Origin of the sequence: Citricoccus muralis, assembly GCF_003386075.1 — a bacterium.
Lineage (GTDB): Bacteria > Actinomycetota > Actinomycetes > Actinomycetales > Micrococcaceae > Citricoccus > Citricoccus muralis.
This window is the reverse complement of the sequence record NZ_QREH01000001.1, coordinates 978,216-992,301: the sequence shown is the minus strand read 5'-3', so window position 1 is coordinate 992,301 and position 14,086 is coordinate 978,216. Positions and strand designations below refer to the sequence as shown.

18 protein-coding genes are annotated in these 14,086 nt (G+C 68.8%); 11 read left to right on the top strand and 7 right to left on the bottom strand.

Features of this window, described 5'->3' with window-relative positions; all coding sequences use genetic code 11:
* Positions 1-11 precede the first annotated feature (11 nt).
* The 4 genes from C8E99_RS04350 to C8E99_RS04335 are packed head-to-tail and all read left to right on the top strand — an operon-like array spanning position 12 to position 2,430.
* Positions 12-542, top strand: coding sequence for an RNA polymerase sigma factor (locus C8E99_RS04350; RefSeq protein WP_115931264.1), 531 nt, complete (start codon positions 12-14; stop codon positions 540-542).
* Entirely contained in the window at positions 539-1,225 is a 687-nt protein-coding gene (locus C8E99_RS04345) for a methylated-DNA--[protein]-cysteine S-methyltransferase (RefSeq protein WP_245952080.1), read from the top strand. Before C8E99_RS04350 ends, C8E99_RS04345 begins: the two co-directional genes overlap by 4 nt.
* The gene (locus tag C8E99_RS04340; protein ID WP_115931263.1) at positions 1,222-1,863 is read left to right on the top strand and encodes a DNA-3-methyladenine glycosylase I; all 642 of its coding nucleotides are present in this window, start codon (positions 1,222-1,224) and stop codon (positions 1,861-1,863) included. The genes C8E99_RS04345 and C8E99_RS04340 overlap by 4 nt, the downstream gene beginning before the upstream one ends.
* Before the next feature lie 9 nt (positions 1,864-1,872).
* The gene (locus tag C8E99_RS04335) at positions 1,873-2,430 is read left to right on the top strand and encodes a hypothetical protein (protein WP_115931262.1); all 558 of its coding nucleotides are present in this window, start codon (positions 1,873-1,875) and stop codon (positions 2,428-2,430) included.
* Positions 2,431-2,566: 136 nt separating this feature from the next.
* Here the strand turns inward: C8E99_RS04335 and C8E99_RS04330 are convergent, their stop codons facing one another.
* The 4 genes from C8E99_RS04330 to C8E99_RS04315 form a co-directional block, all read right to left on the bottom strand.
* The gene (locus C8E99_RS04330; RefSeq protein WP_115931261.1) at positions 2,567-2,824 is read right to left on the bottom strand and encodes a type B 50S ribosomal protein L31; all 258 of its coding nucleotides are present in this window, start codon (positions 2,822-2,824) and stop codon (positions 2,567-2,569) included.
* 171 nt (positions 2,825-2,995) lie between these two features.
* On the bottom strand, positions 2,996-3,835 hold the full coding sequence (locus tag C8E99_RS04325; RefSeq protein WP_245952079.1) for a TrmH family RNA methyltransferase: 840 nt from the start codon (positions 3,833-3,835) through the stop codon (positions 2,996-2,998).
* Positions 3,828-4,637: a sulfite exporter TauE/SafE family protein gene (locus tag C8E99_RS04320; protein ID WP_115933210.1), complete on the bottom strand. Its 810-nt coding sequence runs from the start codon at positions 4,635-4,637 to the stop codon at positions 3,828-3,830. Before C8E99_RS04320 ends, C8E99_RS04325 begins: the two co-directional genes overlap by 8 nt.
* 45 nt (positions 4,638-4,682) lie before the next feature.
* A complete protein-coding gene (locus C8E99_RS04315; RefSeq protein ID WP_211309089.1) occupies positions 4,683-5,447 on the bottom strand; it encodes an ABC transporter ATP-binding protein in 765 nt (254 codons plus the stop codon).
* A gap of 131 nt (positions 5,448-5,578) precedes the next feature.
* On the opposite strand from C8E99_RS04315, the gene serB reads away from it, so the two are divergent.
* Entirely contained in the window at positions 5,579-6,487 is a 909-nt protein-coding gene (serB, locus tag C8E99_RS04310; RefSeq protein ID WP_115931259.1) for a phosphoserine phosphatase SerB, read from the top strand.
* Positions 6,488-6,570: 83 nt separating this feature from the next.
* Here the strand turns inward: serB and C8E99_RS04305 are convergent, their stop codons facing one another.
* On the bottom strand, positions 6,571-7,419 hold the full coding sequence (locus C8E99_RS04305) for an SDR family oxidoreductase (RefSeq protein ID WP_115931258.1): 849 nt from the start codon (positions 7,417-7,419) through the stop codon (positions 6,571-6,573).
* 5 nt (positions 7,420-7,424) lie between these two features.
* A complete protein-coding gene (locus tag C8E99_RS04300) occupies positions 7,425-8,186 on the bottom strand; it encodes a beta-ketoacyl-ACP reductase (protein ID WP_115931257.1) in 762 nt (253 codons plus the stop codon).
* Between the two features lie 156 nt (positions 8,187-8,342).
* Here C8E99_RS04300 and C8E99_RS04295 point away from each other — a divergent pair, with 156 nt between their 5' ends.
* Genes C8E99_RS04295 through C8E99_RS04285 form a run of 3 tightly spaced genes read left to right on the top strand, consistent with a single transcriptional unit; the run spans position 8,343 to position 10,119 of the window.
* Positions 8,343-8,783 carry a DUF3099 domain-containing protein gene (locus tag C8E99_RS04295; protein ID WP_115931256.1) on the top strand — a complete coding sequence of 147 codons (441 nt, stop codon included), beginning with the start codon at positions 8,343-8,345 and terminating at the stop codon, positions 8,781-8,783.
* The gene (locus C8E99_RS04290) at positions 8,780-9,115 is read left to right on the top strand and encodes a hypothetical protein (protein WP_115931255.1); all 336 of its coding nucleotides are present in this window, start codon (positions 8,780-8,782) and stop codon (positions 9,113-9,115) included. The genes C8E99_RS04295 and C8E99_RS04290 overlap by 4 nt, the downstream gene beginning before the upstream one ends.
* The gene (locus C8E99_RS04285; RefSeq protein ID WP_115931254.1) at positions 9,112-10,119 is read left to right on the top strand and encodes an SURF1 family cytochrome oxidase biogenesis protein; all 1,008 of its coding nucleotides are present in this window, start codon (positions 9,112-9,114) and stop codon (positions 10,117-10,119) included. The genes C8E99_RS04290 and C8E99_RS04285 overlap by 4 nt, the downstream gene beginning before the upstream one ends.
* Positions 10,120-10,153: 34 nt before the next feature.
* Here the strand turns inward: C8E99_RS04285 and abc-f are convergent, their stop codons facing one another.
* Entirely contained in the window at positions 10,154-11,752 is a 1,599-nt protein-coding gene (gene abc-f, locus C8E99_RS04280; protein WP_115931253.1) for a ribosomal protection-like ABC-F family protein, read from the bottom strand.
* Between the two features lie 139 nt (positions 11,753-11,891).
* Here abc-f and C8E99_RS04275 point away from each other — a divergent pair, with 139 nt between their 5' ends.
* From C8E99_RS04275 to C8E99_RS04265, 3 genes are all read left to right on the top strand, one after another.
* Positions 11,892-12,548, top strand: a complete 657-nt coding sequence (locus tag C8E99_RS04275) for a biotin transporter BioY (protein ID WP_115931252.1) — start codon at positions 11,892-11,894, stop codon at positions 12,546-12,548.
* An 80-nt stretch (positions 12,549-12,628) separates the two neighbouring features.
* Positions 12,629-13,408 (top strand): ATP-binding cassette domain-containing protein, encoded by a 780-nt coding sequence (locus C8E99_RS04270; protein WP_115933209.1) that lies wholly within the window; start codon positions 12,629-12,631, stop codon positions 13,406-13,408.
* Complete coding sequence (locus C8E99_RS04265) at positions 13,405-14,070, top strand: CbiQ family ECF transporter T component (protein ID WP_170144522.1); 666 nt, start codon at positions 13,405-13,407, stop codon at positions 14,068-14,070. Before C8E99_RS04270 ends, C8E99_RS04265 begins: the two co-directional genes overlap by 4 nt.
* Positions 14,071-14,086 lie beyond the last annotated feature (16 nt).

Sequence of the window (14,086 nt, the reverse complement as noted above, 5' to 3'; positions counted from 1 at the left end):
GTGTGATGACGATGACAGAACCCTTCGAACAGGCCGTCCAGCGGCACGGGGCTACCGTGCTGCGGGTGTGCCGAGCCGTGCTGGGGCCCGGCCCTGACGCCGACGACGCGTGGCAGGAGACCTTCCTGGCCGCGTTGCGGCAGTGGCCGGACCTGGCGCCGGAGACGAACCTGGAGGCGTGGCTCGTGCGCGTGGCAGGCCGCAAGGCGATCGATGTCCTCCGCGCCCGGGGCCGTGGCGCGGTGCCGATGGAGACCCTCCCCGAACGCCCGGCGGCGGACGGGTTGCCGGGCACCGGGGCGGACGGGCTCTGGTCCGTGGTGGCGTCGCTCCCGGACCGTCAACGTCTGGCTGTGGCCTACCACTACCTCGGGGGGCTTCCCCATGCCGAGACGGCCGCGCTGATCGGCGGCAGCGTGGAAGCGGTCCGGCGCGCCTCCTCGGATGGCGTCCGGGCGCTGCGGCGGATCCTCGAGGAGGACGAGAGGACGCCGGACCACACCGCGTCGGCACTGACGATAGGACCGATAGGACCACGATGATGACGAAGACGATGACCACACCACCGACCACGCCAGCCACGACACCTGCGCACACTCCCGAGCAGCCGGATCCACTGGCAGGGACCGGACTGCAGGGGCGTTTCTCCGTGGCCGAGGCGGACCTGACGGCCCTGCGGGACCGACTGTCCCATCGCGCTGACGAGGCAGAGTTGCTGGACCTGGCCTACCGCATCGTGGACAGCCCCGTGGGCCGGCTCCTGCTCGTGGTCGGCACCCACGGCCTGGTCCGCGTGGCCTTCGAGAGCGAGGGATTCTCACAGGTGCTGGCCGGACTGTCCGAGAGGATCAGTCCCCGATTGCTGCACGCCCCCTGGAAGCTTGAGGCGGTGGCACGCGAACTCGAGGAGTACTTCACCGGACACCGCAGCCGTTTCGAGGTCCCCGTGGACTTCATCCTGTCCTCGGGGTTCCGGCTGGCTGTCCAACGGGAACTTTCTGGCATCGGCTACGGGCAGACCGCCACGTACCGGGAGCTCGCCGAACGGCTCGAGAACCCCAAGGCGGTCCGTGCGGTGGGTACCGCCTGTGCCACCAATCCGCTGCCCGTGGTGGTCCCCTGCCACCGGGTGCTGCGTTCGGACGGCAGTCTCGGCGGCTACCTCGGCGGTCTGGAGGCCAAGACCCTGTTGTTGGAACTTGAGAAGGAGAACGCCGCGGCATGAGCGACGAGATACGGTCGGCGGCCCCCGCGACTCATGCGCGCGATGCGGGTCTGGTGGTCGGCGAGGACGGTTTGGCCCGGCCTCTGTGGGCGTCCAAGGACCTGCTGTTGCGCGAGTACTACGACGGCGAATGGGGCTTGCCGGTCCGGGACGAACGGGGCCTGTTCGAGCGCCTGAGCCTGGAGGCCTTCCAGTCCGGCCTGTCCTGGGCCATCATCCTCCGCAAGCGACCGGCCTTCCGGCTGGCCTTCGCGGACTTCGACCCAGACGCGGTGGCCGCCTTCGACGACCGTGATGTGGAGCGCCTGCTCGGTGATGCCGGCATTGTGCGCAACCGGGCCAAGATCCTGGCCACGATCGGCAACGCCCGCGCGACGGTCGCCCTACGAGACGAAGGAGGGCTGGCGCAGTTCATCTGGTCCTTCCAACCAGAGACGACGCCACAGCCTCGGTCCCTGGACGAGATCCCCAGCCGGTCCGCCGAGTCGGCCGCGGCCGCCAAAGCCCTGCGTTCCAAGGGGTTCTCCTTCGTGGGTCCCACCACCGTGTTCGCCCTGATGGAGGCCGTCGGCATCGTGGACACGCACCTGCTCGGCTCGCACCGTCGTGGCACTTCAGGAGTCTGGTCCGCTCGCTAGGATCGGGACATGTCCTCCTCGCTCGACTCATCCTCGCCAACCCCTGGTTCCCACCGTCCGGAGAGTGGTGAGGGATTCCGCCGGTGGACGGCCCGCCTCGGGTGGGTCCTGGCCGTGGCAATTCCCGCCTGGATGGCCGTTGGGCGTGTCCTCACGGACAGCGCCGGGAACTTGACGCCGGTCTACGCTGCCACCTTGGCCCCGGTGCTGCTGGTCCTCTCTGTCGTCGCCCTCGCCGTGCCGGCGCGGCGTCAGGCGCGCTACCCCTCCGTCCGGGCCTGCACCGTCCTGCTGATCTCCTGGGTGTGTGGGATCGCTCTCGGATTCACCTTGCCGGATACCGGTGAGGGGGCGTCGTCCGTGTTGGGGGCCTGGGCGGGACCCGGGGCAGAGGGCGCCGCTGCGGCGTTGTCCAATCCCCTGGGGATCATCATGCTGTTCATGGCCATCACGGGGTGCGTGGTGTCCATCCGCCACAGCGCCCACGGCGAGGGCAACGGTCGGTCGCGGGATGCCACTGAGGACGACGCGCAGGGCACCGGCTTCTTCCCCGTGCTGGATGTCTAGGGGCATCTACGCGATAGGTGTGAGGACGCGAGCCCACTCCTTAAAACGCGAAACCGGGGCCGATCCGGACTCGTCCCCGAGGGGAGGTCCTGGATCGGCCCCGGTGTGCTGGGGCATCCAGTAGGGCGGTAGGGCCTTACTTCTTGCCGCCGAAGCCCTTGAAGCGGGCGTTGAAGCGCTCCACGCGGCCGGCGGTATCCATGATCCGCTGCTTGCCGGTGTAGAAGGGGTGCGAGGCCGCGGAGATTTCCACGTCGATGACCGGGTAGGTGTTGCCGTCTTCCCACTCCATCGTCTTCTGGGACGTGGTGGTGGTGCGGGTCAGGACCTTTTCGCCGGAGGCCAGATCGTTGAAGATCACCAGCTGGTAATCGGGATGGATGTCAGTCTTCATGGGGAATCCTTCGGTGGCGCCACTGGATTTTGCCAGCGGCTGATGAGGAACGTGTTGGGGTCGACCGCAGTACGGCCAGCTACCCACTATAACGCATGGGCCCAAGGAGAGTCATCCGACACCCGGCAGGGAAGCTGAGCCCGGAGATGGTTGCCACCTCACCATGACCCACTACCGTGTCGCGTAGAAGGCGATGGCCGAGGAGGCGGCGACGTTGAGCGAATCGACCTCGTTCATCATGGGAATGATAACTCTCCTGTCGAGCCACCGTTCCGTCTCCACAGCCAGCCCGTCACCCTCGTGGCCGAAGACCAGGGCGAGTCTCTCGTGATCCTCGGCGACCAGGTCGTCCAGCGTGATGGCGCCGTTCCCCAGGATCAGTCCCGCCACCGTGAAGCCCGCGTCCTTCAGCACCTCGATGCCGGCTGGCCAGGCGTCGATGCGTGTCCATGGCACCTGGAACACGGCGCCCATCGAGACACGGATGGAACGGCGGTAGAACGGGTCGGCGCAGAGCGGGGTCACCAGCACGGCGTCGATGCCGATCGCCGCTGCCGAACGGAAGATGGCCCCGATGTTGGTGTGATCGGAGATGTTCTCCAGCACGGCGATACGGCTGGCCCCGGTCAGCACCTCGTCGGCCGTGCGGGGCACGGGCCGTTCCATGGCGGCCAGGGCACCCCGGTGCAGGTGGAAGCCGGTGATCGATTCGAGCATGGCGTCTGTACCGGTGTAGACCGGCACGCCCGGATGGGCGGCGAAGACATCGGCCATCGAGTCGAGATACCGGTGCGCCAGGAAGAAGGAGCGCGGTCGGTGGCCTGCGTCCAGAGCCCGGCGCACCACCAGTGAGGACTCCGCCAGGTAGATCCCGTGGGCGGCGTCCTGCCGGCGGCGCAGGACGGCATCGGTAAGGCCAAAGAAGACCTCCACCCGCGGGTCCGCGGGGTCGGTCAGCTCGATGGCGCCGACGGCCTCGATTGAACTGAACGAGCCGTGGGACTCAGCCACCGAATACCAGCGGCCACGCCAGATTCACAAGGCCCGCCACCCCGACGATGACGATGACCACGCGGAGCCAGAACGGCTTGATGCGGCGGCCGATCTTGGCCCCGAGGGAGGCACCGATCATGGAGGACACCGCGATCAGCAACACGGCCCGCCAATCGATGCGGTCGAAGGCGAAGATCAGGTAGGACACGGCGGCGATGAGGTTCACCGCAAGGGACAGCCAGGTCTTGATGGCGTTCGCGTAGACGAGGGCTCCAGACAGGAACACCCCCATGATGCCCAGCAACAGGACACCCTGGGCGGCCACGAAGTACCCACCGTAGATGCCGGCGGCGAAGATGAGCGCCCAGAGCACGGGAGACACCGGCCCCGTGGGGGTCTCCGGTTCCTCGGTGTGGTCTTCGCCGGCCTTCCGTCGGCGGACCCACCGGGACAGGGCGGGCTGGAAGACCACGAAGGAGATGGCCACGGCGATGAGGATCGGGGCGGCGATCCCGAAGACCTCCTCCGGCAGGACCATCAGGAGGAACGCTCCCACGAGGCCACCGGCGAGAGAGGCGATCGTCAAGGTCGGCAGGACGGCCCTGGAGGCCGCCAGCTCACGGCGGAAGCCGAAGACTCCGGACACGCCGGCGGCCACCAGGCCCATGGCATTGGACATCTGTGCGGTGACGGGCGGAAAGCCCATCGCCACCAGCACTGGAAAGGTCACGAGGGTACCGGAACCCACCACGGTGTTGATGGTGCCGGCCCAGAAACCCGCCAGCAGGATGACGATGACCTGCCACAGGTCCAGACCCATGACGTCGAGGCCCAGAACGTCCACGAGGTTTTCCCCCGGGGCCGGTCAGCGGGCGACGGCCGTGTAGCGGCCGTCGACGCGCGTGACCTTGAGGGGCAGGCCGAACGCGGTCGAGAGATGGTCCTCGGTCAGCGTCTGCTCCAGTGGCCCCGCAGCCACCACCCGTCCTTGGCGCATGAGCAGCGCATGGGTGAATCCGGGCGGGACCTCCTCCACATGGTGCGTGACCAGCACAAGCGCGGGCGCGGAGGGGTCGGAGGCCAGTCGGGCCAGCGCCCGGACGAGGGTCTCGCGTCCGGCCAGGTCGAGACCCGCGGCCGGCTCGTCCAGGAGCAGCAACTCCGGGTCGGTCATCAGCGCCCGGGCCACGAGGACACGCTTGCGTTCGCCCTCGGACAGGGTGCCGAACCGGCGGTCCTCGTAGCCGCGCAGGCCCCACTGCCAGATCAGGCGGCGGGCTCGCTCTTCGTCCACGGTGTCATAGGACTCGTTCCAGCGGCCCATGACACCCCAGGATGCGGTCAGTACGGCGTTCAGCACCGTCTCCCCGTCCGGGAGCTGCTGGGCCAGCGCCGCGGAGGACAGCCCGATGCGCGGGCGCAGCTCGAACACGTCGACGGCGCCGAGCACCTCGTCGAGGATGCCCACCATGCCGGTGGTCGGGTGCATACGGGTGGACGCGACCTGCAGCAGCGTTGACTTGCCCGCCCCGTTGGGTCCCATGATGATCCAGCGTTCACCCTCCCGGACCTGCCAGCTGACCTCGGACAGCAGGTCCTTGGTGCCCCTTCGGACACCAACCCCCGCCATCTCCACGACCGATTCACCCGAGGGAATGAACAGTTCGGGGTCCGTGGCGGCGCGCAGGGGCTGGGAAGAGGGGCTGGTCATGATTCAAACACTAGGCTAGAAACACTCCTTGAAGCACGAAAGGCCTCGGCATGCCGCGCATTGTTTCCCCGTCCACCGGTCCGGACATCGTCCCCTCCTCCATCGGGACGGACCTGGTCCTGGTCTATGCCCCGGGTTCCGGCGGAGCAGATTCCGACCCGCTCTCGACCCCGCCGGTGGTGCCGGCCCATGCCGAGCCGGTGGCCGGCGTCGGCTTCCACGGCTGGCGGTGGCACGTGCAGGCCGGTGACGCGGCGGGCCGCCCCGATCTCGGCCTGCTCCCGGAGGGGCACGCCGCCGCGGTGGTCCCGGCCGCCGCACTGGCGGCCCGGCCGAAGATGCTGGTCATGGATGTGGACTCGACCCTCATCCGCCAGGAGGTCATCGAGCTGTTGGCCGCCCACGCAGGCCGCGAGGCGGAGGTGGCCGCCGTGACCGAGGCCGCGATGCGCGGTGAACTGGACTTCACCCAATCGCTGCATCACCGGGTCAAGGCTCTGGCGGGACTGGACGCCGCGGTCATCGACCAGGTGGTGGCCGCCGTCGAGCCCCATCTCGGTGCCCGAGAGGTCATCGGTGCCTTCCAAGCGGCCGGGTGGCAGGTGTGTGCCGTGTCCGGCGGCTTCACCCAGGTCCTCGCGCCTCTCGCGGCTGACCTCGGCCTGGACCACTACCGGGCGAACGACCTGGAGATCGTGGACGGCCGCCTCACCGGCCGGGTCCTGGGCACGGTGGTGGACCGGGCCGTGAAGGCCGAGATGTTGCGTGCATGGTCCGCGGCGGCCGGGGTCCACGCGGATGGCGTCATCGCAGCCGGGGACGGCGCGAATGACATCGACATGCTCCAGGCTGCGGGATTGGCCGTCGCGTTCTGCGCCAAGCCGGCCCTGCGCGCCCATGCGCACGTCGAACTGGACCTGCCCTCCCTGGACGTCTTGCGCGTGCTGGCCGGACTATAGCCGCGCTCACCACGCACTTTCAGTCGACTTCGTGGGGGTGTGGACGCAGAACACCCCCACGAAGTCGACTGAAAGTTCTCTGATCAGCGGTGGTCGGGATCCCCGGCCACGTCGAGGAAGTCCTGGGCACCGCCGACGTATTCGGTGTGACCCACCGGCAGATCCCGGCGGGCAGAACCCACCACAGCGGCGATCTCCGCTGCGAACTCGGCCACCGAGTAGAGCTTGCCGGCAGCCTCGCGGCGGGCCTCGAGGGCACCGGGCTCGGCACGGTTGAGCATGGTGGCCGTGATGGTCCCCTCGATCATGTCCCCGGACACCACCACGAAGCCGATCCCCCGATCCTGCAGTGCTGGAATCCGCTCGCGCAGGGCGACCTCACCGGCGCGCTTGGAGCGGGCCACCGGGACGTAGGCGTCCATGGTGGGGACCGAGTCGATGAAGTGTGCCTGGTGACTCGTGACGAAGACCACCTGGCCACCAGCCGGCATGACCTCAAGGGCGGCCTCGAGCATGGCCAGCTGGGAGTCGCGGTTCAGCACGGTGGCATAGTCCTCGCCCATCGAGGTCTCCATGCCGCCGGAGGCGTTCAGCACCAGGATGTCCAGGGACCCGAAGGCCTCGACGGCGGCGTCCACCATGGCCTTGCGGCCCTCTGCGGTGGTGATGTCCGCGCCCACGGCCACGGCGCGACCGCCGGCGGCTTCGATGCCGGCCACGACCTTGTTGGCTCGAGGCGCCTTCTGGCGGTAGTTGACGACGACCCCGGCGCCCCGGGCAGCGAGCAGTTGGGCGGTGTCCGCGCCCACACCGCGGCTGGAACCGGTGACGATGGCACCCTTGCCGGCCAGGTCCTGGGCGGTGGCCGAAGTGGAGTCGCGTTCTGCTGCGTGCTCTGCGTGTTCTGCGTTCTCGGAAGTCTCAGAAGTCATAGGAATCAGTGTCCCATCCCGAGCCCGCCGTCCACGGGGATGACGGCCCCGGAGATGTACGAGGCCTCGTCCGAGGCGAGCCAGCGCACCACGTTGGCGACCTCGGCGGGCTCGGCGAAACGGCCCGCGGGGATCTGGGACCGGTACTGCTTCTGCAGGTCCTCTCCCAGGGCCTGGGTCATCTCGGTGTCGATGTAGCCCGGGGCCACCACATTCGCCGTGATGTTGCGGGACCCGAGCTCACGCGTCAGCGAGCGGGCCATGCCGACCAGACCGGCCTTGGACGAGGCGTAATTGATCTGACCCGGTGACCCCATGAGACCGACCACCGAGGAGATCAGCACCACGCGACCCTTCTTCTTCCGGATCATTCCTTTCGACGCCCGCTTGAGAACGCGGAAGGACCCGGTGAGATTGGTGTCGATGACGGAGGAGAAATCCTCCTCGCTCATGCGCAACAGCAGCTGGTCCTGAGTGATCCCGGCGTTGGCCACGAGGACCTCGACAGGGCCGTGCGCCTCCTCGACCTCGGTGAAGGCCCGGTCCACGGACTCGGCATCCGTGACATCGGCCTGCACGGCGAACAGGCCGTCCGGCGCCTCTCCAGAGCGAGAGGTGACGGCGACCTTGTCCCCGTTGGCCCGGAACGCCAGGGCGATGGCGAGGCCGATGCCCCGGTTGCCGCCGGTGACGAGGACGCTGCGGCCGGCAGCCGGGGCGTCCGGGGAATCAGGCGTGGGGGTGGAAACAGTGCTGGCCTCGGCCATCGGGGTCCTCCTGGGACTGGTCTCTCGTGCGATCAGTGCGGTATGTCAGATCACTTCTCCGGTCATCCACTCTAGGGCGGAAAGTGGGACAATGGACGGAACCGAAACCCCGCTGGACGGTCGCCGTGCCAGCGCACAACCTGGCAGGAGCGCCCCATGTCCACCCGTCACGTCCAGTCCGGCCCGCAGGCCGGACACTCGGGCCGTGACGACGACGTCCAGCGGATCACCAGCGCCCCGGAGGCCGGACACGTGGACCGGGACGCCCGATTCGTCCGGTACGCGTGGCAAATGGGCATCCGGACGGCCTGTTTCGTCGGGGCCTTCTTCACCACCGGCTGGGTGCAGATCGTGCTCTTCATCGCGGCCATCGTGTTGCCATACATCGCCGTGATGCTGGCCAACAACGGGGCAGTGTCCAACGGTGAAGTCCTCGATGCGGTTCCTCCGGCCCCTGCGGGCACCCCGCAACTCGGCACCCGGCTCGAGCTGACCGCCGGACCCGAGACCCTGCTGGGTGAGACCGTGGACGGCGGTTCGAGACCGGGAGACCACCCGCATGAGACGAACCACGATCACGACGACAGGGCCGCATGAGCCACGATGACCTCCTCGGTGCCCTGGACGGCACCAACCCAACGATTCCACCGCCGACCGCACCCGGCGGCCGGCCGTCGTCGGGAAGTAGGGCGCGCAGCGCCTCTGCGGCGGACCAGCAGGTCTGCTCCCGAAAAGGCTGCGGGCACCCGGCGACCTGGCGCCTGGAATGGAACAATCCCCGGATCCACGCCCCCGAGCGGCGCAAGACATGGTTGGCCTGCGAGGACCATCGGGACTGGCTCGCCGACTACCTGCAGTCCCGCGGACTGCTGAAGGACGTGTTGCCCCTGGCATCCAACGGTACTGACACCCGCGAGAAGGATTCATGACCCAGACGAGCAACGACCGCGTCACCGGCGCAGGCGCAGATCAGCGTTCCGAGAATGCCGGGCGGTACGAGTCTTCCGAGAGCGACCGGCAGGCCGATTCCGGCCGTCCGGGACAGAAACGTGCCCGGCTCGACTTTCGTTTCCTGATCTCCCCCCAGTGGCTCGGCGGGCTGGCGTTCTGCGCGATCTTCTCCGTGGCCTGCGCCCTGCTCGGCCAGTGGCAGATGGACCGCCGGATGGAGGCCGTCACCGAGATCAACAAGGTGCTGGAGAACTACGACGACGCCCCCATCCCGCTGGCCGGCAACGAGGACCTCTTCACGGCGTTCGAGGCCTCCCGCGAATGGACTCCGGTGGAGATGACCGGCGAGTACCTGGCGGAGGACACCCAGATCGTGCGCAATCGGCCGAAGGCCGGCAAGCCGGGGTATGAGGTCATCGTTCCGTTCCGGGCGGACACCGGGGACGTCATCGCGGTCGACCGCGGCTGGCTGCCCATCGGCAACTCCGCCGGCTGGCCCGACGTCGTCCCCGCGCCCCCCGAGGGCGAGGCCACCGTGGTGGTCCGCACCAAGCCCGGCGAGCCCACCCTCGAGCGGGATGCCCCGGAAGGGCAGTTGGCCTCGATCGACCTGGTGGCCTTGGAAAAAGCCGTCGGTTACCCGATCGCGGACACCGCCTATGGCGAGATGGTCGAGGAAGACCCCGCTCCGGCGAGCCGACCCCAGACCCTGGTGCCGCCCACCCTGGATGAGGGGCCGCACCTGTCCTACTCGCTCCAGTGGTTCCTCTTCGGTCTGATGAGCTTCATCGTGTGGGGCTACATGGGCCGGCAACGGGCCGTGAACGACCGCGATGACCGCGAACTCGGGTTGACCGAGGAGCAGGGATACCTGTCCGCCTACCGGGCCCCGAAGCGGAAGCCGGTCCGGCGCCGCAACGGTCAACCCACCGACGAGGAGGCCGAGGACGCTTTGCTGGACGAGGCGGAGGCCCGCCGGTAGGGCACAGTCCCACAGCGCTCAGGCAATCAGGCACTCAGGCCAGGGTGATGAGGTCCTGGTAGGTGCTGTTCCAGTGGTCTTCCACGCCGTCCGGCAGGAGCACCACCCGCTCCGGGTCGAGGGCCTCCACGGCACCCTCATCGTGCGTGACCAGCACCACGGCACCTTCGTAAGTGCGCAGGGCGTTGAGGATCTCCTGGCGTGAGGCCGGGTCCAGGTTGTTCGTCGGCTCGTCCAGCAGCAGGACGTTGGCGCTGGAGGCCACGAGGGTGGCCAGGGCCAGTCGGGTCTTCTCACCGCCGGAGAGCACGCCGGCCGGCTTGGCCACGTCGTCGCCCTGGAAGAGGAACGAGCCGAGGACGTTGCGCACCTCGGTGTCCGCCAGGTCCGGTGCGGCGGTCTTCATGTTCTCCAGCACGGAGCGGTCGGTGTCCAGCGTCTCATGCTCCTGGGCGTAGTAGCCGAGCTTGAGCCCGTGCCCGGCGATGACCTCGCCGGTGTCCGGCTGGTCCACCCCGGCGAGCATCCGGAGCAGGGTGGTCTTCCCTGCGCCGTTGAAGCCGAGGATCACCACGCGGGAGCCGCGGTCGATCGCCAGATCCACCCCGGAGAAGATCTCCAGGGATCCATAGGACTTGGAGAGGTCCTCCGCCTTGAGGGGGGTCTTGCCGCACTTGGCGGGCTCCGGGAAACGGATCGCGGCCACCTTGTCGGCCGCCCGCTCCCCCTCCAGACCCTTCATCATGCGCTCGGCCCGCTTGATCATGCTCTGGGCGGCCACCGCCTTCGTCGCCTTGGCGCGCATCTTGTTGGCCTGCTCCATCAGGTGCGTGGCCTTCTTCTCCGCATTGGAGTACTCACGCTTGCGGCGGGCCTGGTCCTGCTCACGCTGCAGCAGGTAGTTCTTCCAGCCCATGTTGTACGTGTCGATCACCTGGCGGTTGGCATCCAGGTACAGCACCTTGTTGACGGTCATCTCCATGAGGTCCACGTCGTGGCTGATCACGATGAACCCGCCCTGGTAGGCCTTGAGGAAGTCGCGCAGCCACACGATCGAGTCGTGGTCCAGGTGGTTGGTGGGCTCGTCCAACAGCAGGATGTCCGCGTCTGAGAAGAGGATCCGCGCCAGCTCCACGCGGCGCCGCTGGCCACCGGACAGGGTGTGCAGGGCCTGGTCGAGGATCCGGTCCGGCAGGCCGAGGTTCGCACAGATCGTGGCGGCCTCCGACTCCGCGGCGTACCCGCCCGACGTCGTGAATTCCGCCTCGAGCCGGCCATAGCGGTTCATGGCCTTCTCCCGGATCGCGTCATCCGCATTGGCCATATCGTCCTCCGCCTGGCGCATGCGGCGGATGATCTGGTCCAGTGACCGTGCTGAGAGGATGCGGTCCCGCGCCGTCTGGTCCATGTCCTCGACCTTGGGGTCCTGCGGCAGGTAGCCAACCGTGCCGCGGCGGGTCACATTGCCTCCGGCGGGGAGGCCGCCGCCGGCCAGGACCTTCGTCAGGGTGGTCTTGCCGGCACCGTTGCGCCCGACCAGACCGACCTTGTCCCCCTTGTCCACCTTGAAGGTGACCCCGTCCATGAGCAGCCGGGCCCCCACGCGAAGTTCGAGGTCTGTGACGGCAAGCACGGGAAGGACTCCTAGAGGTGAATAGACTGTCCGGCAGGGTTGGCGGAACCCGCCAAGTCTACCGTCGCCGTCAAAACCGACATGCCCGCCATCCGCACACCGTCCGCACCACCGTCCCACCGCCTCTGAGGAGTCCACCGTGAGCCAGACTGTTCCCGTTGCCGGCCGCAAGCCGCTGGCCGTTCCCGCCCAGGTGGCCCTCGCCGGCGTCTTCGCCGCCCTGATTGCCGTGTGTGCCATGCTCCCGCCGATTCCCGTGGGTGGATTCGGCGTGCCGATCACCCTGCAGACCTTCGCCGTCATGCTGACCGGGCTCATCCTGGGGGCGCGGCTCGGCTTCCTCTCCGTGGCCCTCTACGTGGTGGTGGGCCTGGTGGGCCTGCCGGTGCTCTCCGGCTTCAACGCCGGCTTCGGTGTGCTCGCCGGCCCCTCAGGCGGCTACCTGCTGGCATTTCCCTTCGCGGCCGCTTTGACCGGTGCCCTCTCAACGATGGTCCTGAAACGGGGGCAGTCCGCCGCCGCCCAGCGTGTTGCCCGGGGCACGGACGTGGCCGCCGGGCGGATCGGCTTCGGCTGGTGGGCCCTGGTCTGGCTCTCGGCCATGGTGGGATCCTTCGTGTTCATCCACCCCATGGGCATCGGCGGGATGATGCTCGCGCTCGACTTGGACCTGCCGACCGCCCTGGCGGCGGACATGGTGTTCTGGCCCGGTGACGTCATCAAGAACGTGCTCGCCACCGCCGTGGCCGCCACGGTGATCCGGGCCTTCCCGGCCCTGGCCCTCCGGCGGTTCTGAGCGGCGTGGAGCCCTCCATCACACAGCACCGCGACAGCGTCACCCACGGCCAGGCCGGCAAGGGAGGAACATCCTCCCGCTTGGATCTGCGGGCCGTCGTGGTGGACGTCCCCGGGGCCGCGCCGGGCCCCGGTCAGTCGGCCGGCTCGGAGGCCGGCACCGTCCGCGTCCTGGGCCCGGTGGACCTGATAGCCTCCGAACCCACGGTCGCGGTGATCGGGGCCAACGGCTCGGGCAAGTCGACGCTCATCCGCCTACTCAACGGCCTGGTGCTGCCCGCTGCGGGCAGTGTGCGCGTGCACGGCCTGGATGCGGCCACAGACACCACGGCCGTCCGCGCGCGGACGGGATTCGTCTTCACCGACCCCCTCGTCCAGTTGGTGATGCCCACCGCCGGCGAGGACATCGAGCTCTCGCTGCGGCGCACGCACCGGCGCCGCCCGGAACGAAAGGTGGCTGCCGAGCGCCTGTTGCAGGAGCACGGTCTCGGAGGCCTGGGACACCGCAGCATCTACGACCTCTCCGGTGGGCAGCGCCAGCGCCTGGCCCTGGCCTCCGTGCTGGCCACAGACCCCGTGCTGCTGGTGGCCGACGAACCCACCACCCTGCTGGACCTGGACTGGACACTCGAGGTCCAGGAGCTCTTGCTCTCGCTGCCGGGAACAGGCCGGTGCGAGCAGGTCGTCTACACCACCCATGACCTCGACTTCGCCGCCCAGGCGGACCGATGCCTCGTGATCGCCGACGGCCAGATCGTCCACGACGCCACCGGCCCTGACGCCGTTCAGTGGTACCGCACGGACGTCCTGGCCCGCCGTGGCCGCAGGGGCGGCCGGGACACGGGAACGGGCCGGCTGTGAACCTGCTGGACTACCGGCCCGGCACCAGCGCCGTGCACCGCTGCCCGCTGTGGGCCAAGTACGCCGTGCTGCTGGCCCTCTCGGCCGTCCTCGTCTTCTGGCGCCAGCCACTGGTGGTCGGCGTGGCCGTGGCGGTGGTCTTCGCCCTCTATCTGACGGCCGCACTCCCCCGCGAGTTCCTCGCTCCGTGGCGCCGCGGCTGGCCCCTGCTGCTGTTCGCGGGCATCGCCCGCTTCATCTCCGGGATCTGGGGCCCGACGTCGGCCTCGCCCCTTGAGGCGCTCGGTCCGGCCCTCGTGGTGGTGGCCGCGGTGTTCGGTGCCCTGGCCGCGGCACGGTTACTGGTGATCACCACGCCGGGCACGGAACTGCTGGATGGCCTGGAGCGGTTCTTCGGCGTCATGCGGCCGGTCGGCGTCAACCCGGAGGCGGCGGCCCTGGCGGTCAACGTGATGATCCGGTCCATCCCCTGGGTGGGTGGCGCAGTCCGTCGCAATGCCGAGGCATTGGCCTCGCGTGGGCTGCGGCGTGGACCGGTACGGCTCATGGGACCGGTGCTGGTGGCGACCGTGGGACACGCCCAGGCCACCGGTGAGGCCCTGGCCGCCCGCGGGCTGCCTGGGGATCATCACGGCGAGACAGGAGAATCCCGGCCATCCTGACATCTCCCGGCAATAA

Excerpts from the sequence above, each read along its gene's own strand:
- C8E99_RS04340 (WP_115931263.1), top strand. The coding sequence starts at position 1,222 with ATGAGCGACGAGATACGGTCGGCGGCCCCCGCGACTCATGCGCGCGAT.
- C8E99_RS04330 (WP_115931261.1), bottom strand. The coding sequence starts at position 2,824 with ATGAAGACTGACATCCATCCCGATTACCAGCTGGTGATCTTCAACGAT.
- C8E99_RS04315 (WP_211309089.1), bottom strand. The coding sequence starts at position 5,447 with ATGGCGGGGGTTGGTGTCCGAAGGGGCACCAAGGACCTGCTGTCCGAG.
- C8E99_RS04335 (WP_115931262.1), top strand. The coding sequence starts at position 1,873 with ATGTCCTCCTCGCTCGACTCATCCTCGCCAACCCCTGGTTCCCACCGT.
- C8E99_RS04295 (WP_115931256.1), top strand. The coding sequence starts at position 8,343 with ATGTCCACCCGTCACGTCCAGTCCGGCCCGCAGGCCGGACACTCGGGC.
- C8E99_RS04320 (WP_115933210.1), bottom strand. The coding sequence starts at position 4,637 with ATGGGTCTGGACCTGTGGCAGGTCATCGTCATCCTGCTGGCGGGTTTC.
- C8E99_RS04350 (WP_115931264.1), top strand. The coding sequence starts at position 12 with ATGACAGAACCCTTCGAACAGGCCGTCCAGCGGCACGGGGCTACCGTG.
- C8E99_RS04305 (WP_115931258.1), bottom strand. The coding sequence starts at position 7,419 with ATGACTTCTGAGACTTCCGAGAACGCAGAACACGCAGAGCACGCAGCA.
- C8E99_RS04300 (WP_115931257.1), bottom strand. The coding sequence starts at position 8,186 with ATGGCCGAGGCCAGCACTGTTTCCACCCCCACGCCTGATTCCCCGGAC.
- C8E99_RS04290 (WP_115931255.1), top strand. The coding sequence starts at position 8,780 with ATGAGCCACGATGACCTCCTCGGTGCCCTGGACGGCACCAACCCAACG.
- C8E99_RS04285 (WP_115931254.1), top strand. The coding sequence starts at position 9,112 with ATGACCCAGACGAGCAACGACCGCGTCACCGGCGCAGGCGCAGATCAG.
- serB (WP_115931259.1), top strand. The coding sequence starts at position 5,579 with ATGCCGCGCATTGTTTCCCCGTCCACCGGTCCGGACATCGTCCCCTCC.
- C8E99_RS04345 (WP_245952080.1), top strand. The coding sequence starts at position 539 with ATGATGACGAAGACGATGACCACACCACCGACCACGCCAGCCACGACA.